Annotated in this window: 28 protein-coding genes and 2 pseudogenes; 9 read left to right on the plus strand and 21 right to left on the minus strand. The window is 70.9% G+C overall.

Translation table 11 applies throughout. From position 1 onward, the window contains the following. Positions 1-728, minus strand: a pseudogene (locus tag ACP95_RS09175) (PD40 domain-containing protein); the annotation flags it as partial. A 119-nt stretch (positions 729-847) separates the two neighbouring features. Here ACP95_RS09175 and ACP95_RS09180 point away from each other — a divergent pair. Together ACP95_RS09180 and ACP95_RS09185 are read left to right on the plus strand one after the other, a co-directional pair. Next, positions 848-1,564: a J domain-containing protein gene (locus tag ACP95_RS09180; RefSeq protein ID WP_049980996.1), complete on the plus strand. Its 717-nt coding sequence runs from the start codon at positions 848-850 to the stop codon at positions 1,562-1,564. Positions 1,565-1,612: 48 nt separating this feature from the next. Then, complete coding sequence (locus tag ACP95_RS09185) at positions 1,613-1,894, plus strand: amphi-Trp domain-containing protein (protein ID WP_049980920.1); 282 nt, start codon at positions 1,613-1,615, stop codon at positions 1,892-1,894. On the opposite strand, the gene ACP95_RS09190 is transcribed toward ACP95_RS09185, so the two are convergent. Together ACP95_RS09190 and ACP95_RS09195 are read right to left on the minus strand one after the other, a co-directional pair. After that, complete coding sequence (locus ACP95_RS09190) at positions 1,891-2,670, minus strand: DUF7839 domain-containing protein (protein ID WP_049980921.1); 780 nt, start codon at positions 2,668-2,670, stop codon at positions 1,891-1,893. The genes ACP95_RS09185 and ACP95_RS09190 overlap by 4 nt on opposite strands. Before the next feature lie 47 nt (positions 2,671-2,717). Then, the gene (locus tag ACP95_RS09195) at positions 2,718-3,989 is read right to left on the minus strand and encodes an NAD(P)/FAD-dependent oxidoreductase (RefSeq protein WP_049980922.1); all 1,272 of its coding nucleotides are present in this window, start codon (positions 3,987-3,989) and stop codon (positions 2,718-2,720) included. A 103-nt stretch (positions 3,990-4,092) separates the two neighbouring features. Here ACP95_RS09195 and ACP95_RS09200 point away from each other — a divergent pair, with 103 nt between their 5' ends. From ACP95_RS09200 to ACP95_RS09210, 3 genes are all read left to right on the plus strand, one after another. After that, complete coding sequence (locus tag ACP95_RS09200) at positions 4,093-5,409, plus strand: M28 family peptidase (RefSeq protein WP_049980923.1); 1,317 nt, start codon at positions 4,093-4,095, stop codon at positions 5,407-5,409. Positions 5,410-5,475: 66 nt separating this feature from the next. Next, complete coding sequence (locus tag ACP95_RS09205; protein ID WP_049980925.1) at positions 5,476-6,189, plus strand: NAD(+)/NADH kinase; 714 nt, start codon at positions 5,476-5,478, stop codon at positions 6,187-6,189. A gap of 24 nt (positions 6,190-6,213) precedes the next feature. Continuing rightward, positions 6,214-6,654, plus strand: coding sequence for a DUF7313 family protein (locus ACP95_RS09210; protein WP_049980926.1), 441 nt, complete (start codon positions 6,214-6,216; stop codon positions 6,652-6,654). A gap of 316 nt (positions 6,655-6,970) precedes the next feature. On the opposite strand, the gene ACP95_RS09215 is transcribed toward ACP95_RS09210, so the two are convergent. The 7 genes from ACP95_RS09215 to ACP95_RS09245 form a co-directional block, all read right to left on the minus strand. Beyond that, the gene (locus ACP95_RS09215) at positions 6,971-7,240 is read right to left on the minus strand and encodes a DUF7314 family protein (RefSeq protein ID WP_049980927.1); all 270 of its coding nucleotides are present in this window, start codon (positions 7,238-7,240) and stop codon (positions 6,971-6,973) included. 217 nt (positions 7,241-7,457) lie between these two features. Further along, positions 7,458-7,790: a DUF7315 family membrane protein gene (locus tag ACP95_RS09220; RefSeq protein WP_049980928.1), complete on the minus strand. Its 333-nt coding sequence runs from the start codon at positions 7,788-7,790 to the stop codon at positions 7,458-7,460. A gap of 3 nt (positions 7,791-7,793) precedes the next feature. Further along, entirely contained in the window at positions 7,794-8,555 is a 762-nt protein-coding gene (locus ACP95_RS09225; RefSeq protein ID WP_049980929.1) for a cytochrome b, read from the minus strand. Between the two features lie 4 nt (positions 8,556-8,559). Continuing rightward, positions 8,560-9,360 (minus strand): cytochrome b, encoded by an 801-nt coding sequence (locus ACP95_RS09230; protein ID WP_049980930.1) that lies wholly within the window; start codon positions 9,358-9,360, stop codon positions 8,560-8,562. A 3-nt stretch (positions 9,361-9,363) separates the two neighbouring features. Next, a complete protein-coding gene (locus ACP95_RS09235; RefSeq protein ID WP_049980931.1) occupies positions 9,364-9,753 on the minus strand; it encodes a DUF7318 family protein in 390 nt (129 codons plus the stop codon). Further along, complete coding sequence (locus ACP95_RS09240) at positions 9,753-10,394, minus strand: plastocyanin/azurin family copper-binding protein (protein WP_049980932.1); 642 nt, start codon at positions 10,392-10,394, stop codon at positions 9,753-9,755. Before ACP95_RS09240 ends, ACP95_RS09235 begins: the two co-directional genes overlap by 1 nt. A 98-nt stretch (positions 10,395-10,492) precedes the next feature. Next, positions 10,493-11,320: a DUF7319 domain-containing protein gene (locus ACP95_RS09245; RefSeq protein ID WP_049980933.1), complete on the minus strand. Its 828-nt coding sequence runs from the start codon at positions 11,318-11,320 to the stop codon at positions 10,493-10,495. Positions 11,321-11,423: 103 nt separating this feature from the next. Here ACP95_RS09245 and ACP95_RS09250 point away from each other — a divergent pair, with 103 nt between their 5' ends. After that, complete coding sequence (locus ACP95_RS09250) at positions 11,424-11,903, plus strand: DUF7321 family protein (RefSeq protein WP_049980934.1); 480 nt, start codon at positions 11,424-11,426, stop codon at positions 11,901-11,903. Between the two features lie 7 nt (positions 11,904-11,910). Here ACP95_RS09250 and nth read toward each other — a convergent pair whose 3' ends face one another. The 6 genes from nth to ACP95_RS09280 all read right to left on the minus strand — a co-directional run bounded on the left by nth (position 11,911) and on the right by ACP95_RS09280 (position 16,977). Then, positions 11,911-12,594, minus strand: coding sequence for an endonuclease III (gene nth, locus ACP95_RS09255; RefSeq protein ID WP_049980935.1), 684 nt, complete (start codon positions 12,592-12,594; stop codon positions 11,911-11,913). 84 nt (positions 12,595-12,678) lie between these two features. Continuing rightward, complete coding sequence (locus tag ACP95_RS09260; protein ID WP_049980936.1) at positions 12,679-13,284, minus strand: DUF420 domain-containing protein; 606 nt, start codon at positions 13,282-13,284, stop codon at positions 12,679-12,681. 334 nt (positions 13,285-13,618) lie between these two features. Next, positions 13,619-14,665 (minus strand): NAD(P)-dependent glycerol-1-phosphate dehydrogenase, encoded by a 1,047-nt coding sequence (locus ACP95_RS09265; protein ID WP_049980937.1) that lies wholly within the window; start codon positions 14,663-14,665, stop codon positions 13,619-13,621. 50 nt (positions 14,666-14,715) lie between these two features. After that, positions 14,716-15,414: a LysE family translocator gene (locus ACP95_RS09270; RefSeq protein ID WP_394324973.1), complete on the minus strand. Its 699-nt coding sequence runs from the start codon at positions 15,412-15,414 to the stop codon at positions 14,716-14,718. 112 nt (positions 15,415-15,526) lie between these two features. Next, the gene (locus ACP95_RS09275; RefSeq protein ID WP_082224638.1) at positions 15,527-16,300 is read right to left on the minus strand and encodes a TMEM165/GDT1 family protein; all 774 of its coding nucleotides are present in this window, start codon (positions 16,298-16,300) and stop codon (positions 15,527-15,529) included. 2 nt (positions 16,301-16,302) lie between these two features. Next, complete coding sequence (locus ACP95_RS09280; protein ID WP_049980939.1) at positions 16,303-16,977, minus strand: metal-dependent transcriptional regulator; 675 nt, start codon at positions 16,975-16,977, stop codon at positions 16,303-16,305. Positions 16,978-17,080: 103 nt separating this feature from the next. On the opposite strand from ACP95_RS09280, the pseudogene ACP95_RS09285 reads away from it, so the two are divergent. Continuing rightward, positions 17,081-18,114 (plus strand): annotated as a pseudogene (locus ACP95_RS09285) (alpha/beta fold hydrolase). An 87-nt stretch (positions 18,115-18,201) separates the two neighbouring features. Here the strand turns inward: ACP95_RS09285 and ACP95_RS09290 are convergent. The 3 genes from ACP95_RS09290 to ACP95_RS09300 form a co-directional block, all read right to left on the minus strand. Further along, a complete protein-coding gene (locus ACP95_RS09290; protein WP_049980940.1) occupies positions 18,202-18,468 on the minus strand; it encodes a YgaP family membrane protein in 267 nt (88 codons plus the stop codon). Between the two features lie 161 nt (positions 18,469-18,629). Next, on the minus strand, positions 18,630-19,001 hold the full coding sequence (locus tag ACP95_RS09295; protein WP_049980941.1) for a Zn-ribbon domain-containing OB-fold protein: 372 nt from the start codon (positions 18,999-19,001) through the stop codon (positions 18,630-18,632). Continuing rightward, positions 18,998-20,176 (minus strand): thiolase domain-containing protein, encoded by a 1,179-nt coding sequence (locus ACP95_RS09300; protein WP_049980942.1) that lies wholly within the window; start codon positions 20,174-20,176, stop codon positions 18,998-19,000. The genes ACP95_RS09295 and ACP95_RS09300 overlap by 4 nt, the downstream gene beginning before the upstream one ends. A 106-nt stretch (positions 20,177-20,282) precedes the next feature. Here ACP95_RS09300 and ACP95_RS09305 point away from each other — a divergent pair, with 106 nt between their 5' ends. Beyond that, on the plus strand, positions 20,283-21,476 hold the full coding sequence (locus ACP95_RS09305; protein ID WP_049980943.1) for a pyridoxal-phosphate dependent enzyme: 1,194 nt from the start codon (positions 20,283-20,285) through the stop codon (positions 21,474-21,476). A 12-nt stretch (positions 21,477-21,488) separates the two neighbouring features. On the opposite strand, the gene ACP95_RS09310 is transcribed toward ACP95_RS09305, so the two are convergent. Continuing rightward, a complete protein-coding gene (locus tag ACP95_RS09310) occupies positions 21,489-21,731 on the minus strand; it encodes a hypothetical protein (protein WP_049980944.1) in 243 nt (80 codons plus the stop codon). Positions 21,732-21,916: 185 nt separating this feature from the next. On the opposite strand from ACP95_RS09310, the gene ACP95_RS09315 reads away from it, so the two are divergent. Further along, positions 21,917-22,909, plus strand: coding sequence for an NAD-dependent epimerase/dehydratase family protein (locus ACP95_RS09315; RefSeq protein WP_049980997.1), 993 nt, complete (start codon positions 21,917-21,919; stop codon positions 22,907-22,909). A gap of 18 nt (positions 22,910-22,927) precedes the next feature. On the opposite strand, the gene ACP95_RS09320 is transcribed toward ACP95_RS09315, so the two are convergent. After that, a complete protein-coding gene (locus ACP95_RS09320; RefSeq protein ID WP_049980945.1) occupies positions 22,928-23,623 on the minus strand; it encodes an HD domain-containing protein in 696 nt (231 codons plus the stop codon). Positions 23,624-23,676: the final 53 nt, after the last annotated feature.

Here is a 23,676-nt window from a genome sequence, read left to right on the forward strand (position 1 = left end):
CCGCCGTCCTCGACGACCGAGAACTCGCCTTCCGAGAGGTCGAGCCGTTCGAGTCGGAGGGTGTCCGAGTCGTGGTCGGTGACCATGTACAGCGAGTCGCCCTCGGGGCCCCACTCGACGCTGCTGTAGCGGGCGCGGCCCTCGTGGGGCGTGACGTGGCTGATGCCGCCGTCGCTCACGTCGAGCACGTGCACGTCGTGGTCGAAGCTCGAGTGGGCCTCGTGGACGAGCAGGCGGTCGTCCGCGGGCGACCAGCCCGCGAGGCTGAGCCAGCCGTCGCCCTCGTACACGAGCTCGGCGTCGTTGCCGACGGCGTCGCGGTCCTGGACGTAGATGTCGAACACCGTGTGGTCCCGGCGGTTCGAGGCGAACGCGAAGCGCTCGCCGTCGCCGTCCCAGCCGCCCCAGCGGTGCTTCGCGTCGGGGTGGCGGGTCCGGTTGGTGATCTCGCCGGTGTCGGTGTCGAGCGTGAACAGCTGAGCGCGCTCGTCGCCGCCTTGGTCCTTCCCGAAGGCGAGCTCCGCGCGCTCGGGCGAGTAGTCGACGAACGTCACGCGGTCGTCGTAGAACGTGCGCTGGACGGGCCACTCGCCGGGGCCGTCGACGGTCCAGACCTGTGCAGTGCCGGTGGTGTCCATCAGGAACGCCAGCCGCTCGCTGTCGGGGGCGAACGAGCCGCCGTACGCGCTCCGGACGTTGAGGTACCGCTCAATGTCGTACGTTGTCACGGCTCACCTGTTCGCGGTGGGACACAAAGGTAGTTCGGGTCCCGGTGAACCCCCGCGGCGGCTCGGTTCGGGGCGCCGGCGGCGAGTCGTTGAAGAGGCTGCCGACCGTACGGGACAGCGTGCTTCCCGCCGTTCAGACTGGGCTCCCCTCGTGGCTGGTCTCCGGCCTGCTGCTCGGCGTCGCCGCCTCCGTCGTCGTCGCCGTCGTGTTCGTCCTCGGCGAGCGCTACATCCCCGCGCCCGACCGGAGCGGCCGGCGCGTCGGCGGCCCGGGCCAGCAGCGGGCCGGGCTCCGGGAGATCTTCGACGCGGCCGACGAGCCGTTCCTCGAGAACTACCAGCTCGGCACCACCACGGTCGCGTTCTACCTCCCGGACCGGGACGTGGCGATCACGTTCGACCCGCGAGCCTACCTCCGGCTCACGGACGGCCCGACCCACGTGGTGCTCTGTGAACACGGGGTGCCGGCCGCCACGATCGCCCGCCGGCTCCCGTTCGACCTCGGCGTCGGCGCCGGCCGGCGGGCCACGGGCGCCGGCCCGCGAGACGCCCGTACGGGGCCGCGTGGGGGGCGCGCCGGCGCCCGCGGTCGCCGCGCCGGTCCGGGCGGCAGGTTCACCGGCGCCCGGGGCGGGCAGGGAGACGGGCGCGGCCGCCGTGACCCGGTCGGCGACGCGTTCGAGTTCCTCGGGCTGAGCCGCGACGCCGACGCCGACGCGGTGCAGTCGGCGTACCGCGAACGAGTGAAGGAGCTCCACCCGGATCAGGGCGGCAGCGAGGCGGAGTTCAAGCGGCTGCAGGAGGCGTACAACACCGCGAAGGAGTACGCCGGCTGAGCCGCCGACCACACGTACGTTTATCCCCGTCTCACTCGTAGGAGACGTATGCCCGAAGAAGTGCTCTTCAAGTCCGAGAACGGTCTGAGCCGAAGCGAGATCGCCGACTACCTCCGCCGCGTGGCCGACTCCCTCGAACAGGGCGGCGAGATCACCCTCGAGGCCGGCGCGGAGTCGGTGACGGTCGACCCCTCGGAGCGGTCGACGTTCGAGGTGAAAGTCGAGCGCGAGGGGCCGGCCGACAGCCCCGAGAAGAGCGTCGAGTTCGAGATCGAGTGGACGGAGGGCGAGTCCGGCGGCGAGGGGAACGGCGAGCTCCGGATCGACTAGCTCCCCTCGACGACGTACTCGGTGTCGCCGTCCCGGAGCGCGTCGGTCACCCGGCCGACCTCGTCGCGCGTGACGGCGACGACGACCTCCTGGCCCCGTCCTGCCGCAGCCGCCGCGACCTCGCCAGCCGCGGCGCTGACCGCGGGCGCGTGGTCGATCTCGCGGAGCGCGACGACGGCCTCGACGCCGCTCGCGAGCACCAGGTCCGCCGCCTCGCAGGCCGCGGCGAGCGCCGCGTCGTCGATGCCGCGGCTCCCGCCGGCCCTGACGGGTGGGATCTGGTACACCGTCACGGTGCCCGGCGCCATGTCGATGACGCCCTCGAACCCCGTGACGCCCACGTCGGTGCCGGCCTCGGCGTCGGTGGTCGCGACGCCGGTCGCCGCGCCCTCGTCGCCGGGAGTCGCGTGGAGCAGCCCGTTCCGGATCGACAGGGAGACGGTGTCACCGGCCGCCACGTCGTCGACGGCGATCGCGGCGTCCTCCTGGAGGCTCTCGAGCACGTCGTCGGTGACGTGGTCGACGTACCGGCGCAGCGACTTGGCCTCGCGGAACAGCCAGTCGACGCCCTCCTTGGTGACGCGGTAGCGCGAGCGCCCCTCCTTCTCGACGAGCCCGTCGTCGACCAGCTCCCGGATGTACTCGCTGACCGCCTGGCTCGTGACGCCGACGGCGTCGGCGATCTCCCCCTGACTCACCGCCGGCTGGCGGTCGGCGATCTCCGCGAGGATCCGGAACCGGCTCGCGGTGCGTTTGTCCGCCAGCGCGTCGCTCATGGCCGGGGTGTGGGCTGGCCCGCACATAAACCGCCCGACCCGCAGGCTCAGCCGTCGAGATCGGCGGTGACCGCTGCCGCCGCGCGCCGTCCGCTCTCCAGGGCGCCCTGGATCGACGACCAGCGCGTGTAGTCGCCCGCGAGATACACCGAGCCCGGCGGATCGTCGACGGCCGGCAGCCGCGCGTGAGTCCCCGGCGGCTGGGCGAACTGCGCGAACGGGATCCGGTCGGTCGCGATCGGCTCCAGCCCCGACACGTCGCGCTCGGGGTACCACGACGAGAGCGCCTCGCGCGTCTGAGCCGCGAGTTCGTCGGCGGCGCGGTCCTGTACGCCGTCGTCGACGAACGACGCCGCGAGCAGCGCGTCGTCGCTGCCGTCGCCGTACTCCGGCGCGACCGCCGAGAGCTGGGCGACGGTGTTGGGCGCCTCGCTCCCGGCGTTGAGCATGATGCGCGTGCCGGCGTCGAGTTCCGGGCCCGGCAGGCGGTACTGTTGGGTGACGACGCCGGCGCCCTCGGTCGGGATCGACTCGACGCCGGTGAGCTCGTGGGCCGTCGGCGGGTCCGTGGCGACGACGGCGGCGTCGAACTCGCGGTCCGCGCCCTCGACGGCGAGGCGCACACCGTCGCCGGCCGCGTCCACGTCGTCGACGGCGGCGCCGGTCCGCTCGTCGACGCCCGCCTCCCGGGCGCGATCGGCCAACTGTGCGGGGATGGCGCCCATCCCCGCGGCGGGGACGACGATGTTCCCGAGCGACATCGCGCGGAACGTGTACTCGAACACGTTCGCGGAGGTCGAGAGCGAGCGGTCGAGCGTGATCCCGCCGTACAGCGGCGCGGCGAAGTTCTCGACGAACCGTTCTGAGAAGCCGGCCTCGCGCAGGTACTCGCGGATCGAGCGGTCCGGCGCGTCGAACTCGGGCCAGTCGCCGCTCGTCAGTCGACGCCGGAGCCGGAGCGTCCGGAGCTTGTCGGCGAGGCTGACCTCGCGGGAGAGCGCCGACGGGAGGAGCGCCCCCGGATCGCGCAGCGGGTCCGAGAGGGTCGAGCGCTTCCCGGGGCGACAGATCACGCCCCCCGGCGCGAACGACCGGAGCGAGAGCGCCTCGAGATCGAGCTCCCGGCGGACCGCGGGGTAGGCGTCGAACAGCACCTGGAACCCGCGGTCGCAGGTGAACCCGTCGACCTGCCGGCTGCGGACCCGGCCCCCGAGCGCCGCGCGCTCTTCGAACAGCGTCACGTCGTTGCCCGACTCGGCGAGCCGGCGGGCCGCGACCAGCCCCGAGAGTCCGCCGCCGGCGACGGCGATGGTGTGCATACCGGTCGTTCGAGCGGCGGCCCCAAAGCTCCGGTGCCGCCGGAGAAGCGGCGAAGCCGGCCGGAGTCGACAGGTGATAGCCGCTGCCACGCCAGCGACCCGTATGGCAGACTGGATCGCGGAGACGTTCAGGAGCGACGCCGGCTGGGACCACCTCGAGACGCTGGTCGACATCGGCAACCGCATGGCTGGCCAGCCCGGCGAGATGGCGGGGCTGGAGGCGACCCGCGACGCGTTCGACGCCGTCGGCGCCCGCGACGCCCGCGTCGAGACGTTCGATCTCGCGGGGTGGGAGCGCGGGAGTAGCTCGATCGCCACCCCCGAGACCGTCGAGGAGTGCATCGCGCTCCCGCGGGGCCCCGCGGGTGAGGTGACCGCGGAGCTGGTCGACCTCGGCGCCGGCCTCCCGGCGGACTTCGAGTCGACGGACGTCGAGGGGAAGATCGTGCTCGCCACCTCGGACGTGCCGGACTACTTCGACCGCTACATCCACCGGACCGAGAAGTACCAGTACGCCGTCGAGGGCGGCGCCGCCGCGTTCGTCTACGCCAACCACGTGCCCGGCCAACTCCCGCCGACGGGGAGTGTCAACGGCAGCGACGGCGGCCCGTACGGCGACATCCCGGCCGTCGGCGTCTCCTCGGAGACCGGCGCACGGCTCGCCCGACGGTTCGACGGCGAGGAAGTCACCGTCTCCGTCGACTGTGAGACCCCCGAGACCCAGTCGGGCAACGCGGTCGCCGAACTCGGCCCCGACACCGAGGAGGTGGTGCTCCTCTCGAGCCACGTCGACGCCCACGACATCGCGGAGGGCGCGCGGGACAACGGCGCCGGGACGGCGACGATCGTCGAGGTCGCGAAGGCGCTCGCGGCCCGCGAGGACGACCTCGATACGCGCGTGAAGTGCATCGCCTACGGCGCCGAGGAAGTCGGGCTCGTCGGCTCCGAACTGGAAGCCGAGAACGCCGACCTCGACGCGATCAAGGGGATCGTCAACGTCGACTCGAACATGGGCGAGCGGACGCTCGAGCTCACGACCCACCGATTCGACGAGCTCGACGCCGCCGCGAGCCGGGTGAGCGAGCGGTTCGACCACCCGATCGCGACGGTGCCGCGGATGGTCCCCCACTCCGACCACTGGCCGTTCGTGCGCTGGGGCGTCCCGGGCTACATGGTCTCGAGCAAGTCCGAGTCCGCGGGGCGTGGCTGGGGCCACACCTCGGCCGACACGCTCGACAAGCTGGAGGGCCGGACCCTCCGCGAGCAGGCGATCCTGCTGACCGAACTGGTCGTCGAAGTCGCCGACGCGTCGGTCGAGATCCCCCACGAGGAGCCCGAGACGATGGCCGGCTACCTCAAAGACGAGGACCAGGCGATCGGGATGAAGAAGACGAACGGCTGGCCCTACGAGTTCGAGTAGGCTCCCTGCGGGGGGTTCCGCACCCAGACCACCGTCGTTTTACCCACGCCCGCCGAGCGGGGGACCATGACGCAGTCGTCGCCGATCAGTCGGGTCAGCCTGCACGGCGCGGCCGCCGACGCCGACCTCTCCCCGCTCTCGGTCGTCGACGACGACGCCGAGGCCGTCGTCGCGGTCGGCGCCGAGGCGGTCGCCGACGCCGGGCGCTCGTCGGACGGCACACCGGTTCTCGCAGTCGGCTTGGGCGACGGCCGGCAGGGCACCACGCGGGACAACCTGGATGCCGCCGCGGCCGCGCTGGCGGAGGGCCAGTATCGCCGCGTCACCCACCCCGTGCTCGGCGTCGACGCCGACGGCGAGCAGGTCGGCCGGGCGGTCCTCGACGTGACGCTGATGACCAGCGAGCCCGCGCGGATCTCGGAGTACGCGCTGGTCGCCGACGGCGAGCGCCTGTTCGACGTGCGCGCCGACGGCGTCGTCGCGTCGACGCCGCTGGGGTCGGGGGGGTACGGCCGCGCGGCCGGCGGGCCGGTGGTCGCCCCCGGCGGCGGGCTCTCGGTGGTCCCGGTGTCGCCGTTCTCGACGCGGGCGAGCCCGTGGGTCGTCCCCGGGCCGTTCGAGCTCCGGGTCGAACGCGACGAGGGCGCAGTCTCGCTGTTCCTCGACGGCGAGGAGCGCGGACAGGTCCACCCGGACGACCCCGTCGAGATCGGCGTCGTGGACGAGTTCACCTGCCTCCGACCGCCGGTCGCGGGGTCGCCGGAATTGGAAAAGCACTAAACCGTCCTGTGCCGATATGCGGGTATGACCCCACTGCAGTTCGCCGTCCCGATCGGGGCGCTCGAATCGTTCTCCGGGGCGTTCCCCTACGTGATTCTAGCACTCGTCGTCGCCAACCTCCTCACTCGGCATCTCGCCTACCGGAGCTACAAGCGAGCCGCCGAGAACGGCGCCGACGCGCTGGATCGCTACACGCCGCACATGACCATCTCCGCGCTGGCGATCCTCGCCTCGCTGCTGTATCTCGTGATCGAACCGCACTCCGGCATGGTGATCTCCACGCTGGTCGTCGGGACGTTCGTCGCGGACATCTTCGAGTTCGAGGCCCGGCAGGTGGAGGCCCGGAACAACCTGGAGATCGAGAAGCCCAAGGGCGCTATCACCGCCTCCGTCGTCGCCCTCCTGTACGCGATGTACCTGGCGCTGTTCTGGGTCATCCAGGGGCCCTGGGAAGCGGTCATCTGATCGGCGCCGACCTCCTTCGACGGTTTCAGACGCCATTTAGCAGCTGCGTTCTCCGCCACGCAATCAGTGGTAGCCGCCGTGCCGGCGGCGCTCGTTGGTCGAACTGCTCTCGAGCCCTTACTGGTTGCCCGCGGGGGGGAGCGCACGCGTGGCGTCGACGACGACGGCGGCGCGCCGACACCGCAGAGGCGTCGTTCGACTCGCCCGGCGACGGGGAGTTAATGGAGACCGATCCCGCACGTCGGCGGCGCGGGCGCGGCGAACCCGTCGCTGCGGGCGCAGCGGGTAGGAAGAACCGGAGAAGCCGTCCGTGGAGCTACTCGTCGACGACCAGCGCCTCGCGGGCCTGTCGGGTGGCGGGGATGATCACCCAGAACGTGAACGCGCCCAGCAGCGCGGTCCAGAACATCAGGTCGCCGAGGAAGATCCCCAGCGTGTCGAACACCGTCCCGGGCTCCTCCGGCGGCGCCGCAACCAGCTGTCGGGTGCTCTCGAAACTGGGCGTGCGGTACCAGCTCGCGGAGATCATCCAGACGAGGGCGGCCACGCTGAACAGCCCGAACCCCTTCATGAACTCGTCAGCCATTACCTGAATTTGGGCCGCCAGCCCTCTTCAGCGTTTCCCATCCCGGCCGCCGGGGGATCGGTTCGTGATCGGTGTCGTCCGCAGCGAGAATCATCGCTGGAGTGTGCTGCCACTCCCCGTCGGCACTCATCTCCGTCGGGGCCGGTTAGTCGTCACCGGCACTCATCTCCGCCGAGGCCGGTTAGTCGTCACCGGCGCTCATCTCCGTCGAGGCGGGTTAGTCGTCACCGGCACTCATCTCCGCCGCCTTGAACCGCGTGCCAAGCACGTACACGGCGGCGCCGAGCGCGATCGACAGCAGCCCGGCGACGGCGAACAGCGCCGAGAGAAGCGAGTCCGAGGGCGAGAGCGACAGCGCGCCGAGTATCGATCGGGCGAGTTGGCGGAGCAGCCCCGTCCCGAGCGCGGCGGCGTCGAGCAACAGGAAGCCGAACACGACCGCGAACACCGCGATCAGCGTCGAGAACACGGTCACCGTCTTGTACAGCCGCAGGGGGACCTCCACGTCGCGCCCCTCGCGGCCGTCGGTGCGGCGGTCGTCGTCGGCCACGGCCTACTTCGGCGGCCGCAGCCGGTAGTAGCGTCGGTTGAGGTCGTACATGTACCCCTCCCGCATCGTCTTCAGCACCGCGTAGGTGATGGCGCCCACGACGATCGGGGCCAGGAACGTCAGGTCGAACAGCAGGCTGACGTTCATCGGCATGATGTTCTGGATCGACAGCATCGACATGGTGAACGCGAACGTCACGCCGCCCATCCCGATCGCGGCCCAGAACGGCTGCTCGACCGGGCGTCGCGCGCTCCCCTTGTTGAGGAACGGGACGATCGCGATGGCGCCGACGATGACGACGTTGGCGAGCACGCCGTACGTCCGGTCGGCCATCAGCTTCTGCCCGTTCAGCAGCGAGATCGCGGGGTTGAGGTCACCCAGCTTCAGCAGGCCGAACGACCAGTAGAGGTACCAGTCCGGCAGGATGATCGCCGGCGTCGAGCTCGGGTTCGCCGGGTTGCCGATGTGGGGCGGCAGCGTCGCCGACAGCAGCAGCAGCATGCCGACGAAGAAGCTGGTCAGCGCGAGGTTGCGGATCAGCTCGTGGGGCCACGTCGGGAACCCCAGCACGTCGCGCTCAACGTAGGTGGACTGCTCGCGCAGGTCCTGGTCCTCGCGGCGGGCCCGCTCGAAGTACTCGTACGTGAGACGGGGGAGCCCCGCCCGGCGCTTCTTGCGCTCGCTCCACGTCGGCGTCTCGTCGTCCGGGGGGACGATGCCGGTTCCGCCGTCGGTTCGTGCGTCGGGTTGGTTGTCGTCGCTCATTGTATCAGTGGGGTTCCGCGATGCCCTGCATCCAGACGATCGCGATGTGGATCGCGATCAGCGATGTCACCACGAACGGGAGCAGGAACACGTGGAGGATGTACATTCGCTGGAGCGTCGGTGCGCCGAGCGAGAAGCCGCCGAACACCAGCTGGGCGACCCACTCGCCGATCACTGGGATCGACAGCGCCATCTCGACGCCGATCTGTCCCGCCCAGTAGGCGAGCTGGTCCCACGGCAGCAGGTAGCCCGTGTACCCGAAGCCCATCGTGAGGCTGATCAGGACGATCCCGAGCAGCCAGTTGAGCTCGCGGGGCTCCTTGTACGCGCCGGTGAAGTAGACGCGGAGCATGTGCAGGAACACCGCCGCGGTCATCACCTGCGCCGACCAGCGGTGGATCGAGCGCAGCATGAAGCCGAACTGGAGGTCCTGCATGATCATCGCGATCTGGGAGTAGGCGACGGTGCCGGTCTCCGCGGCGGCCGCCGACGGGGTGTAGTAGAACCCCAGTAAGGCGCCCGAGAGCGCGGCGACGACGTACGCGAGCGTGGAGAACGACCCCAGCGCGTACAGCGGGTACCAGTACCAGAACTTGTTGTCGAGGTTGTACTGCTCGGTGTGGCTCTTCGGCATCTGGAGGTTGACGCGGTAGTACATCGTCTCCAGGAGCTCCAGGTAGTCGACGACCCGGAACCGCTTGTCGAGCCAGATGAGGGTGAACAGGTACCCCTTCTCGATGGGGGAGAGCTGCTTCTCCTCCATCCAGCCGAGATGGTCGTGTTCGTCTTTCTCTTTGAGGCTCATTGGTTATCGTTTGTAGTACGGGTAGACGGCACGCTTGAGCTGGTCCCAGACGCCGGCGCCCTCGAACTGTTCGCCGTCGACCTGGTCGCCGCGCACGTAGAGGTCCTCCCACTTGCGTCGGCGCTTCTTGACCACCATCACGTCCGGCAGGAACTCCTTGCGGTAGATCGCGAGGATGAACGCCAGATCGATGAACACGATCGCGAGCAGGCCGCCGAGGAACATGTTCCCGTCGGCGGTCAGCCCCCAGCCGGAGACCAGCCCCCAGGTGAACATGAACACGAAGACGATCTCCAGCAGCGTCAGGAGCACGATCGCGATCGCCGCGGCCGTGCTCTCACGCGCCGGCTCGTAGCGGTGGATGTCGCCGTAGGTGGAGCCCGACGTGGACATCAGTCACCACCTCCACCGGTGTTGCCGGTGTTGGGCGATTCGCCGTACTTGAGGACGTAGAACGTGAACACGAGGCTGACGAACATCATCAGGATCGTCGCCGCGCCCACCCAGTGAGGGTGGATCGGCGCGCCGATCTCGTGGAGCTCCCGTTCGCCGCCGCCGGCTGCGGTCTGTTCGAGCTCCTCGACGACCTCGACGGTGCCCACCATCCCGACGCCCTCGTGGGGAATACAGAAGTACTCGTGGGTGCCGAGCGTCTCGAACGTGTGCTCGTAGCTCTCCCCGCCGGGGACGTCGCCCTGGTCGGGGTAGTTGTCCCGCGCGGCCTGTTCGTTGTCGAACCCGCCCGACGCCCAGTAGTCGGCGCCGTCCGGGATGTCCTCCTCGTAGGCCGTCACACTGTGCCCGACCGAGCCGACGTTCTCCCAGACCACGGTGTCGCCGACCGCGACCGTGATGTCCTCGGGGTCGAAAACGAGGCCGTCGGTCATGTCGACAGTGTGTGTCGTCCCGCCACCACCGCCGCCCTCGGTGCCAGTGGCCGTGCCGGTGCCTTCCTGCCCGGCTGCGACCCCCGAGCCGAGGGCGACGGCCCCGCCGGAGCCGCCTGTCGCTCGGAGAAAATCCCGCCTCTTCATACGGCCAAAAGGTGGGACGGCCGGCGCTTAAACCCACCGTTTCACGCCACCCGGCGCGGCCGGCCACACCGGCAGACGGCGGCGGGGAGCCCGTTCGATCAGTCGGTACCGTCTTCGTCGCCGTCGTCGCCCAGCTGCGGCACGAACTCCGGGCGCTCGCCCGCCTCCTCGACGGCGCGCAGCCGGTCGCGGTACTCAGCGGCGCGGAACCGGTCCGAGAGCCGCGCGTTCGCGACGACCGCGAACAGGAACACGCCGACGGCGACGAACAGCAGTCCGAGCACGGGACCGATCACGCCGCCCTGCGGGACGTCGGGCTGGAGGTCCCAGATCAGCGAGCCGATCACCAGTCCGACCCCGGCGACGATCTGGGCGGCGGCGACGAGCTGGAGCATCGTGTTGCCGAGCTCACCGGAGCCGGACTCCACCTCGTCGGGGTCCGGGAGGCTCGGGTCCTCCGGGGGGGTCTGGACCTCGTACTGCTCCATCGAGCACAGCGCCACCGTCGGCTCCACGTCCCTGAGCACGGTGCCCTCGCCCTCGACGCTCCCGTCGGGGTTGACGATGGCGTACCCCTCGTCGGAGTAGGCGAGCAGTCGGTCGCCCTCGGGCCCGGGGTGGCGCTCGAGCCGCGCGAACACCTCCCGAGTCGCGATCCGGGTCTGCAGGTCCTGCTCGACCCGGTCGATCAGCTCCGAGCCCGTGATCCACGTGTCCGGGTCGAACACCGCCTCCCACTCCTCGCGCTCCATCTCCGCCATGTCCGCCGGGCCGAAGTCGTCGAAGTCGTACTCCGCCTCGACCGCCTCGCGCAGCGCGTCGAGGTCGGTGGACTCGCGCTCGGCGTCGTCGGGGTCGTCCGATGCCCCGTCGGCGTCCGCGGGGGTCCGCCCCGGAGCGGCGTCGTCGTCGGAGGGGTCGGCCATAGCGGGGGTTGGACTGGCGCGCCGTTAAGCGCTTCGCGAGCGGCCCGCGGGCGGCGCGCCGGAGTCGCACCCTTTAGGCGGGCCGGGCGCCAACCGTCGGTGAATGGTCTCGGAGTCGACGGCCGCGACGCTCGCGGCGGCGTCTGTCACGCTCAGCCTCCCCTTCTTCCTCTACGGCGCGTGGTACGCGATCGAGACGGAGGTGATGACGTGGGACCGCCTGCTCCACCACCTGAAGTTCGTCGTCACCGGGCTCGTGCTGACGACGGCGCCGATGCTGCTGTGGATGATCCCGCGGTTCGTCGACCAGTTCAGCGGGCTCGCGGCGCTGCACGCCTTCCTCGGGCTGCAGGCGTACGCCCTGCTGCTGGTGGCGCTCACGGGGATCGTGCGGATCTTCCAGGCCAAACGCGAGGCGGAGCTGTACCGGAACCCCGACCCGGACGCCGACATCGGCGACCTCCACGAGAACATGGGCGCCTGGCGCCGCCGGCTCCGGGTCGGCGTGTTCGGCTACCTGATCCTCTGGATCCTGGCGTACCTCCTCGGGATCTACCGCTACCTGCTGCTGCACGTCCTCTGACGGCCGATCACCACGCCTCGCCGCTGGCGAGGTCGACCCCCCCGTCGCCCTGCTCCGAGGGACAGAGTTCCGCGAGCACGCAGTCGCCGCAGTCGGGGTTGCGAGCGGTACAGACCGCGCGCCCGTGGTCGATCAGCAGGTGGGTGAACTGCTGCCAGTGGGTCTCCGGCACCACGTCGAGCAGGTCCCGCTCGATCGCCTCGGGCCGCTCCGCCTCGGTCAGCCCGAGTCGGCGGCTGATCCGCTGGACGTGCGTGTCGACGACGATCCCCTCGACCACGTCGTGGGCGTGCTGGAGCACGACGTTGGCGGTCTTCCGGCCGACGCCGGAGAGCTCGGTGAGCTCGTCCATCGTGTCCGGCACCTCGCCGTCGTGCTCCTCGACGAGCGTCTCGCCGATGCTCTTGAGGTAGCCCGCCTTGGAGTTGTGGAACGTGATACCGTAGATGTCGTCGGCCAGCTGCTCCTCGTCGGCCGCGGCGTAGTCGGCGGCGGACTCGTACTTCTCGAACAGCTCCTCGGTCACCTCGTTGACGCGCTCGTCGGTACACTGCGCCGAGAGCACGACCGCGACCAGGAGTTCGAGTCGCGTCTCGAAGTTCAGCGAGATAGTTGAGTCGGGGTACTCGGCTTCGAGGCGGTCGATCACCTCGGCCGCCTGCTCGCCGCGTGGCTCGAGTGGCTCGCCCATACCCCGCGTTCCGCTCCCCGGGGGTTGAACGGTTCGGTCGCGGCCCGCTGGCGTCGACGCCGCGCGCGGCGGACGACGCCGCGGCTACATCCCGGTGCCGGTCGTGAACTCGTAGCTGTAGATCCAGTTGAGGATCAGGTACGTCAGCACGCCCATCGAGAGCGAGAGGATCCACGAGCCGGCGGCGATGCGGCCGACCTTCCTGTGCGGCGTCTCCAGTCGGAGCTCCCGCGGGCTGTGGGTCAGCCCGAGCACCAGCGCGTACAGCACGACGGGGACGGCGACGACGGAGAGGATGATGTGGACCGCGAGCATCAGCAGGTAGGCGTAGTAGATCGGGTCGGGCGCGCCGACGAGCTCCTTCGTCCCGCCGCCGCCGATCTTCCAGAGGTAGAGCACGAGAAAGACCATGATCAGCCCGAACGCGCTCCCCATCGCCTTCCGGTGTTTCTCCACCTCGTCCTCGCGGATCCACTTCCAGCCGAGGAGCAGCAGCAGCGTCGCCGTCGTGTTGATCGCGGCGATGGCGTGGGAGAACAGGTTCACCTGCGCGTTCGTCAGGTCGGGGAACACCGACTCGGGGATCGCGCCGGCGAACGTCCCGATCACCAGCGCGTACCCGACCACCGAGAGCACGGCGACGGTCGCCAGCGGCCGGTCACGGGCCCGCGACCGGAGGGAGTCAAGCATGGTCGGGCGCAGGGTCCGGAGCGACAAGGCGGTTCGGGTTCCGGCCCGGGGCGAAGTCCGGGGGTTTATCACCGATAACGAGCAATCCACTCCCACGGGTGATGGCGACGCACCCGTCTCCGGTCGGACGGGCCGACTCCCGCCGCGACGGGGTGGCCCCCACGGCGCGGCGGACTGGCGCCACCGGCTCGACCGACCACTCTCGCCGCGTGCCCCAAGGACAGGTCACGCGGCGGTTCTCAGCTCCCGAGCGACCGCTCCCCGCTCGGGGGCGTTCTCACGGCGATTAGTGACGTCGCTGGTTTCCGACGACCGAGCGCAGCGAACGGTCGGTCTAGATGACGCCGGTCGTCTCGGCCACGTCCCGCGCCGCCTTCTCGGTGATCCCGTCGCCCAGCACCGTGTAGCGGTCGCGGATCTCGTGGGCGCTGGTCATCGCCTCCAGCAGTTCGTCCTCGCTCACGTCCAGATCCGCCGCCGTCGTCGGCGCGTCGAGGCTCGCGAGCGCGTCGCGGATGTCCCGCCAGAGCCCGTCCGGCCCGTCGTGGAGGTAGGCGGTCATGATCGACGCGACGCCGACCTGGTGGCCGTGGAGCGCGCGCCCCGGCGCGATGCGGTCCAGTTGGTGGGAGATCAGGTGCTCGGCGCCCGAGGCGGGGCGCGAGGAGCCGGCGATGGACATCGCCACGCCCGAAGAGACGAGCGCCTTCACGACGATCCAGGCGGACTCCTCCAGCCCCGGCCGGATCAGGTCGGCGTTGTCGACGAGCATCTCCGCGGTCATCCGGGAGAGCGCGCCGCCGTACTCCGAGTACTCCACCCCTTTCAGGCGCTGGGCCAGCGTCCAGTCCGCGACGGCGGTGTAGTTCGAGATGATGTCCGCACAGCCCGCGGTCGTGAGCTCCCACGGCGCGTCGGCGATCACCTCGGTGTCGGCGACGACCGCCAGCGGCGGCTCGGCGGCGACGGAGTGGCGGGTGTCCCCCTCCGGGATCGAGCCGCGGCCGGAGACGATCCCGTCGTGGCTCGCCGCGGTCGGGACGGAGACGAACCCCACGTCGAGCTCGTCGCTGGCCATCTTCGCGGTGTCGATGGGTTTCCCGCCGCCGAGGCCGACGAGGTAGCCGGCCTCCGCGCGCTCGGCGGCGTCGATGACTTTCCGCACCTGGTCGAAGCTCGCCTCCTCGACGACGACGGTCTCCGACGCCGGGAGCTGGTCGCGCACGCGGTCGCCGACGATCCGGTTCGGCGAGGGGCTGGTGACGATCAGCGGCGTACCGGAGAGGTAGAGCTCGCCCACGGCGTCGCCGAGCTCGTCGAGCACCCCGTGGCCGACGACGACGTTCCGGGGGAGCCGGATCCACGTCGATTTGTCGAACATGCACCGGTGGTCGGGTGCGGTCGTGAAAAGCGGTTCGTCAGTCGACGCCCTCAGCCCAGCACGCGCCACGCCTCGAGCAGGAAGCTGACGCCGAACCCGCCGAGCACCAGCGCGCTTAGCGCGGCGACCGCTGGCGCGAACGAGTCGACGCGGCGGCCGGCTTGCACCAGCGCCGCCGGGAAACACGCCAGCCAGAGCGCGATCCCGCCGAACAGCCCGACGATCAGCGCGGGGCTGCCCGTCTCGACGACGAACACGCCCGTCAGCGCCTCGCCGACGTACGGGAGCACCGCCAGCACGTCGAGCCGCCCGGGATCGAGCAGGCCGACACCGACGGTCAGCCAGAACAGGATCTGGTAGGGGTTCGTGAGCGCGAGCACGAACGCGCGACGGAACCCCGTCGACTCCTCCAGGTCGAGTTCGGGCGCCCCGCCCGTGTCGGTGCTCGCCTCGGCCGCCGCGTCGATCTCGGACTGGTCGGCGTCGCTCGCACCGCCCCCGCCCTCCATCGACGACGGCGCGAACGTCGCCCGGACGCTGTTGGCGGCGCCGTAGGCGAAGTACAGCATCAGCAGCCCCCCGACGCCGAACAGCACGCCCTGAAGCGTCGGGTACTGCTGGACGACACTGACGACCCCGGCCAGCGCGAGCAGGAAGAACACGAAGTCCGCCAGCCCCGCGCCGAGCCCGGCTTTCACGCCCGCTACCCAGCCGCGGAGCACGCTCTCCTCGGCGATCACCGCGTTCATCGGCCCCGGCGGCGCCGCGAGGGCGAGCCCGAACGCGGCACCGGCGACGAGCGACGGAACGACCTCGAACACGGTCAGAGCAGGGGCCGGAACTGCGAAAAAACCGCCCGGTTCACCGGCGCCGCAGGACGCCGACCGTCGCCGCGACGATCAGGGCCCCGATCGCGGCGTAGAGCACCACCGTCGGCGCGCCGAGCACCACGACGCCGAACGCGAGGAACACGAGGGCGGCGCCCGCCTCGATGTAGTGGGTCGGCAGCACCGCCTCGACCTTCTCGCCGATGACGGCGTCGACGCCGGTTCGGAGCGCCAGCGCGGCGATCACGCCGACGAACACCGACACGGGGGCGTCGGGGAACGTCGCCGCGAGGTTGATCGTCAGCAGCTGGGTCTTGTCGCCGAACTCCGCGAACAGCACGAACAGAAAGCCCGTCAGCAGGCCGCCGTAGCTCCCGACCCGCGCGAGCAGCACGTCGGGCACGAGCATCCCCGTGAGCCCAACGTCGAGCCCGGTGCCCGAGGTCAGCGACAGCGACTCCTCGCCGTCGCGGAACCCCCGGACCGACGACCGCGCGGTCCAGAGGCCGAAGAGGACGAACAGCCCGCCGGTGAGCAGCGTCACCACGCCGGCGGGGAGCACCGAGACGACGTACTGGCCGAACGCGACCTCGAGCGCCGACCAGAGCGTGAACGCGCCCATGGCGCCGAGGAAGACGGCCTTGGCGTCGTACCGGGTGGCGAGGGTGATGACGACCAGCTGGCCCTTGTCGCCGAACGTCGCGAGCAGGTTCGCCAGGAACGCGGCCGCCAGCGGGCCGTGTTCGGCGTAGCGACCGACGACGGCGTCGAGCCCCGACTGCAGGGGCAGCGCGATCACTCCGGGCACGCTCAGGCGTCCGCCTCCGTCGCCGCCCTGACGCGGATCGCGTCGGCGATCTCCTCGGGGAGGCTCTGCTCCTCGCCGCCGTCGAGGCGGACCGTCACCATCCCGAACGGCGCCACGTCGACGATCTCGACCGTCGTCTCCGGCGTGAGCCCCGCGTCGGCGAGGTAGTCGAGCTCGTCCTGCTCCCGGTGGTGGACCCGGGAGACGACGACGCTGTCGCCGACGGCGAAGCTGCTCAGCCGTTCGCCCGCCATCTCGTCGACGGGTTCGAGCGTCTCCGTCGGGATCGGGTCGCCGTGGGGGTCGACCGCCGGATCGTCGAGCGCCTCCGCCATCCGTCGCTCGAGGTCTTCGCTGATGTGGTGTTCGAGCGTGTCCGCCTCGTCGTGGACCTCCGTCCAGTCGAAGTCGAGATGCTCGGCGAGGTACGCCTCGAGCAGGCGGTGGTGGCGCACCACCTCGAGCGCCACCGTCTGGCCCTCCTCGGTGAGTTCGACGCCGCTGTACTTCTCGCGGTCGATCAGCCCCCGGTCGTCGAGCTTCTCCATCATGCTCGTCACCGTGGGCGGGGTCTTGTCGAGATACTCCGCGACGGCGGAGGTGGAGACGGGCGCGCCGTCCTGGCGCTGGAGCACGTAGATCGCCTTCAGATAGTCCTCCATCGCGTCACTCAGCATGTCGAACGCTACGTTTCACCGCGTCAAAAGAACCACGGTCGAACCGCCGGGCCGCGGCCGGGAACTGTGAAGTTAAGCCCCCGGAACACGTATCTCCAATCGAATGAAACTCCGACGCGCCCTCAGCTACGCGACCCTCGGGATCGGCGCCGCCGCGGCCACGAACGCCCTCCTCCGGCGCGACGCCGGCGACCTGCCGCCCGCGCTCGACGGGATGCAGCGAACGTACCGCTGGCGCGGCATGAACGTCGCCTACACCGAGGCCGGGGAGCCGACGGATCCGGACCTCGTCCTCCTGCACGGCGTCAACGCCGCCGGCTCGTCGGGCGAGTGGCGCGCGGTGTTCGACGCCCTCGCCGAGGAGTACCACGTGATCGCGCCGGACCTTCCGGGGTACGGGCGCTCGGACCGCCCGCCGGTTCGCTACTCCGCGCCGCTGTACGAGGCGTTCGTCGAGTCGTTCCTCGGCGAGTTCGGCGACGACGACGGGCCCGCCGTGATCGCCTCCTCGCTCTCGGCGTCGTACGCGGCCGCGGCGGCGCGAACCGTCCCCGTCTCGCGGTTCGTGCTCGTCTGTCCGACCACCACAACCGGCCCGGGCGGCGGGACGTGGGTGCGCGAACTCGTCCGGTCGCCGCTTGTCGGCGAAGCGCTGTTCAACGCGGTCACCTCCAGACCCGCGATCGACTACTTCAACGCCGACCACGCTACGCCGACCCGGAGGGGCCCGACGAGGAGTGGGCGGAGTACGAGTGGCGCACCGCCCACCAGGAGAACGCCCGGTTCGCGCCGGCGGGGTTCCTGGCCGGCGATCTCGACAGCGAGCTCGACCTCGGCGCGACGCTCGCCGACCTCGACGCCCCGACGACGATCGTCTGGGGGCGCGAGACGGAGATGAGCCCGGTCGCCGACGGCGAGGAGCTCGCCCGCGCCGCGGGCGCGGAACTGCTCGTGTTCGACCGCGCGAAGCTCCTGCCCCACGTCGAGCGCGCCGACGCCTTCCTCGACTACGTGCTGGAGGGCGAACTGCCGGCGGATCACTCGGTGATCCGTGAGTACGACCCGAGCGACCCCGACTCGTCGGACGTCGAGGCCGAGGCTGCCGGATCCGAGACGCAGGACGCGAACGCGGACTGAGGGCGGTACAGCTTTCGAGCGACGTTCGTACGCACGCCGCGGCTGGCCAGCGCAGCGGTACGAGGGACGGAGGCGATTATCTCCGCTTCAGGGTCGTCCCTTCGTCGGTCCGGCCGACTCCCGTTCCCCGCGCGTGTCGAACCCGAGGAGCCGGTTCATCGGGCACTTCTGCACGAGCCCAGTGACCAGCAGTATCGCGCCGACGAGGAACACGACCACGGAGGTGAGTGCCTGTGGGAAGGGCCCGACCGCGAGCACGAGTAGGCCGGCGTAGCCGGCCACGCCTGCCAGTATCAGGAGGGGGCCGAGGACGAGCCGGGCGATGCGGTCCGCGCCACCGACGTTCTTTTGCATACCTACATCTACGCGCTCTCGGTACTTAAATCGGGTAGCTGTCGGCGAGCCAAGAGGAAGGCGTGTGGCGCCGGAGAGCAGCTCGTCGAGCTGTCGACGTTCGTCGGTGACGGGAGCGATCCAGGGAGACGCCGGTGGCTACCCACCGCCTGGATCCCCGCCTACAGCGGGCGCAGCACCAGCACGTCGTCGCCGGTGGTCTCGCTCGCGCCCACGTCGGGCTCGACCGCGTCGCCGATCTCGACCGCTCCGGGCTCGGCGTCGACGACGCCCGTCAGCCGGACGGCGCCGAACTCGGCGACGACGGTGTCGTACGGCGCGTCGGCCTGGAACGACGGCGCCGGAACGTGGACGGTCGTGACCGCCGCGACGGTGCCCGTCTCCGGGAGGGGCTCCTCGGCGAACTCGGTCGAGCCACAGTCCGGGCAGACCCGCCGCGGCGGCAGGTGACCGTGGCCGTTCTCGCACTCGACGTAGTACCCCTCGTCGGCGGCGAACGCGTGCAGCCACTCGTCGAAGCCGGCGTCGCTCATTCCGCCACCTCCAGCACGTGAACCACCGCGGAGGCGACGGTCCCACCCGCGTTGTGCGTGACGCCGACCTCGGCGTCGGCGACCGCGTCGCTGTTGGGGTGGTCACCCCGGAGCAGTCGCGTCATCTCCGCGATCTGCGAGCCGCCGGTCGCGCCGACGGGGTGACCTTTCGCCTTCAGGCCGCCCGAGAGGTTGATCGGCAAGTCGCCGTCCGCGCGGGTCTCGCCGCGCCGGGCGGCGCCGAGCCCCTCGCCGGGCTCGTAGAAGCCGAGGGACTCGATCGCGAGCACCTCCGCGATCGTGAAGCAGTCGTGGACCTCCGCGAGATCCACGTCGGCGGCGTCGATACCCGCGTCGTCGTACGCCATCGCCGCGGCGTCGTCGGCCGCGGGCGTGCGGGCGAGGTACTCTCGATCCTGCAGCGCCATCCGGTCGGTGCCCTGGCCGGTGCCGACGACCGCCACGTCGGCCGAGAGCTCGTTCGCCGCCGCGTACTCCTCGCTCACGAGCACGACCGCCGAGGCGCCGTCGGTGACCGGACAGCAGTCGAACAGCCCCAGCGGCTCGGCGACGGGTGGCGCGTCGAGCGCCTGCTCGACGGAGATCTCGCGCTGGTACTGCGCGTACTCGTTGGGGAGCGCGTTGTCGTGGTTCTTCGACGCGACGTTCGCGAGGTCGGTTTTGAGGGTGTCCTCGTCGACGCCGAACGCCTCGGCGTACGCCGTCGCCATCAGGGCGTACGCCCCGGGGAACGTGACCCCGGCCCGGATCTCGTACAGCTCGTCGGCGGCGATGGCGAGGGCCTCGGTCGTCTCCGGGGTGTCGTTGTTGGTCATCCGCTCCATCCCGCCGGCGAGCACCACGTCGGCCTCGCCCGAGCGGACCGTCCGGACCGCCTCGCGGACGGCGACGCCGGCCGACGCGCAGGCCTCCTCGTAGCGCGTCGCCGGGCAGTCGAGCCCCGCGGCCTCGGCCAATAGCGGCGCCGTGTGGCCCTGGCCCTCCAGCAGCGAGCCCGCGAAGTTGCCGACGTTCAACTGCTCGACGTCCTCGAGCGGGACGCCGGCGTCCTCCCGCGCGTTCAGCGCCGCCTCGGCGAACAGGTCGCGGCCGGTCCGTTCGGGGTGCGAGCCGAAGTGGGTGAGCCCCACGCCGGCCACGCGCACGCCAGTCATGCATCGGAATTGACGGCGTTCGGCTAAAGGCCTGCCGGAGTCGTCGAGCGCGGCCCCCCGGCTGCGTTCCGGCAGGCCCTTCCCGCACCGGTTCCAGGGTCCACGCATGTTCAGCGACGCGTTCGTCGGACTCACCTGCACCGACTGCGGCGCCAGCCTCACCGTCGACGACGCCGACCCAGAAGCCATCGCCGGCGCCGGCCGGTGCCCCGACTGCGGGGCGCCCCGAGTTCCGGAGTACGACCTCGACGCCGTCGACGCCGACGCGGTCCGGGCGGGACCCCGCGCGTGGGATCGCGACGCCGTCCTCCCGTTCGACGCCGACGCCGCGCTCTCGGCCGCCGAGGGCGGCACCCCGAGCGTCGACGCCCCCCGGGTCGCCGAGGAACTCGACCTGGCGGGCGTCGAGATCAAGGACGAGGCGCGCAACCCCACCGGCTCGGTGCTGGATCGCGGGCTCTCGGTCGCGGTGACCGCGGCCGACGCCGCCGGCGCGGAGCTGATCGCCTGCGCGTCGCCGGGCAACGCCGGCCAGTCGATGGCGGCCTACGCCGGCCAGGTCGACCTGCGCTCCTACGCGTTCGTGCCGACGCGCTCGCCGTTCTCGAACAAGGCGATGGTGAACGTCCACGGCGGCGAGATGAAGGTCGTCCCGGGGCGGCTGGGCGACGCCGTCGACGCGCTCGCCGAGGAGCTCCAGTCGGAGTACGTCGACCTCGGCGCGTTCGCCTCGCCGTTCCGCCACGACGGGCTGAAAACCGTCGCCTACGAGCTCCTCGCGGACCGGGACTGGGACGCCCCCGACGCCGTCGTGCTCCCCGCGGGCACGGGCGAACTCGTCGTCGGCGTCGTCGACGGCCTCCGGGAGTGCGTGGAACTTGGGCTGATCGACGAGCTCCCGCCGGTGTACGCCGTGCAGGCCGAGGGCTGTGCGCCCATCGCGGCCGCCTGGCAGGCGGGCCGGGACGACACCGAGCAGTGGGAGACCCCGGACACGATCGTCGGCGAACTCGAGGTCGCGGACCCGCCGGGCGGCGCGCTGGCGCTGTCGGCGATCGCGGAGACCGGCGGCGAGGCGCTGACCGTCGAGGACGCCGACGCGCTGGAGAGCGCGGTCGCGGTGGCGTCGACGGAGACGGTGGAGGTGGGGCTGGCCGGCGGCGTCGCGGCGGCCGGGCTCTGGGCGCTCGCGGCTGACGGCACGCTCGGGAGCGACGACGAGGCGGTGGTCGTGAACACCGAGGCGGCGACGAAGGCGCCGGACGTGCTCCGGAGCCACCTGATGGGCCAGGGCGTCTGAACGGGAGCCGTCTCAGGCGTCGAGGTCCCAGTCGGCGTCGGACACCTCGACGCGGGCGGCCTCCTCGTCGTCGGCGAGCGCGCGGAACGCGAACGTGTGGCCGTGCCGCTCGAGTCGAACGTCGATGCTCCCCGCCTCGACCGTGAACTCTTCCTCGATCCGGTCCGGCCGGTCGTCCTCGCGGTCGGGGGTGACGCCGTAGTCGCGATAGCTGAACTGTGTGGTCGTCTCGATGAACCCGTCCTCGTCGAGCACGTCGCGTCGACGCCGTCGTGGCTGCTCGTCTCCCGGACGACGAGCGTGTACGTGGTCATAACTGTGTGCATAGATGGCACGAACCAAGAAATCAACGGCGGGACGCGTCGTTTCGCTGGTCCTCCCCGCCCGAGCGGATGGCCGGCTTCCGGGACGCTTTCCCCGTTGCCCACGAACGGTCGACCATGTCCGACAGCGCGCTCGTCGTCGGCGGCACCCGGTTCGTCGGCCGCCACACCGTCGAGGAACTGCTCGATCACGGCTACCACGTCACGATCTTCAACCGCGGGAACCACGACAACCCCTTCGCCGACCGCGAGGGCGTCGACCACGTCGAGGGCGACCGCCGTGACGAGACCGACCTGAAGGCCGCCAAACTGTCGGTCGAGCCCGACGTCGTCATCGACTGCGTCGCCTACTACCCCGCGGACGTGGCGATCGCGACCGACATCTTCAGCGACGTGGACGGGTACGTGTACATCTCCTCCGGCGACGCCTACGGCGCCGAGGAGATCCCCAAGCGCGAGGACGAGACGCCGATGCGGGACTGCACAGAGGAACAGGCCGTCGACGAGTCCGGCGAGACGTACGGCAACCGGAAGGCCGAGGGCGACCGGGAGGTCGTCGCCGCGGCCGAGGAGGGCGTCAACGCGATGTCGGTCCGCCCCTGTATCGTCTACGGCCCGTACGACTACACCGAGCGGATGGACTACTGGCTCGACCGCGTCGACAGCTACGACCGCGTGGTCGTCCCCGGCGACGGACAGAACCTCTGGCACCGCGCGTACGTCGAGGACGTGGCCAGCGCGCTCCGGGTCGTCGCCGAGGAGGGGGAGCCGGGCGAGTTCTACAACGTCGGCGACCGGACGGCGGTCACGCTCGACGAGATGCTCGACCTGATGGCCGACGCGATGGACACCGAGATCGAGGTCGTCCACGCGGGCGAGCGCGAGCTCGACGCGGCCGGACTCGAACCGGACGACTTCGTCCTCTACCGGGAGTACCCGCACCTGCTCGACACGAACAAGCTCGCCGACCTCGGCTGGTCGTCGACGCCGCTCGAGGCGGCGATGGCCCGGACCGTCGAAGAGCACCGTGAGTCGGACCGCGACGGCGCGGAGTACGACCCCGGCCGCGAGAACGAGGAGGCGGTGCTGTCGGTGCTCGATACGCTCTGAAAACGGACGCGCGACCGCTCAGAACTCCGTCTCCCGGCTCTCCTCGCTGATGCCGGCGACCTCCTCCTCCAGCCACTCGCGGAACCACTTCACGCGCTTCAGCCGCTGGTGACCGATCGACTCGGCGGTGTCGCTCTCGACGCGCTCGCAGTGCTCCTTCCCGCGCTCGAGCACGCGGTCGACCATCTCCGCGGCGTCCATGTGGGTGCGGGCCTCGTACCCCATCCGGAGCAGCATCAGCACCGTCCCGTTGGCGCCGACCTTGTCCAGCACGTCGCCCTCGATCATGCACTGGGTCTCGAGGGACACGTCCGAGAGCGGCCCCTGGTAGGAGTGGTCGGCGACGACGCTGCACACCTCGTCGACGAACGAGTCCGGGAACTCGCCCCGGCTCTGGAGGTACTCCCGGGCGACGCGCGCGCCGGCGTCGGCGTGGCGGTCCTGCTCGGCCTCGAGTTTCGCCACGTCGTGGAACACGGCGGCGACGCGGACGACGTGGACGTTGGCGCCCTCCTTCTCGGCGATGTGGGTCGCGATCTCGACGACGTTCCGGATGTGGTTGAACCGGTAGTCCGCGGAGTGCCACGGGTACCAGCGCATCCGCCCGCCGTCGTCCTCGCTCTCGACGCTGGCGGCGAGGTAGTCGTGGACGAACTCCTCCATCTCGGCAAACTCCTCGGCGGAGACCGGTGCGTCCCTTATCTCGACGCCCATGGTCCCCCTCCGCGTGCGTTCTGACAGCGTGCGTAGTTCATTACTGGAGAGGA

Source organism: Halolamina rubra, assembly GCF_000739555.1.
Lineage (GTDB): Archaea > Halobacteriota > Halobacteria > Halobacteriales > Haloferacaceae > Halolamina > Halolamina rubra.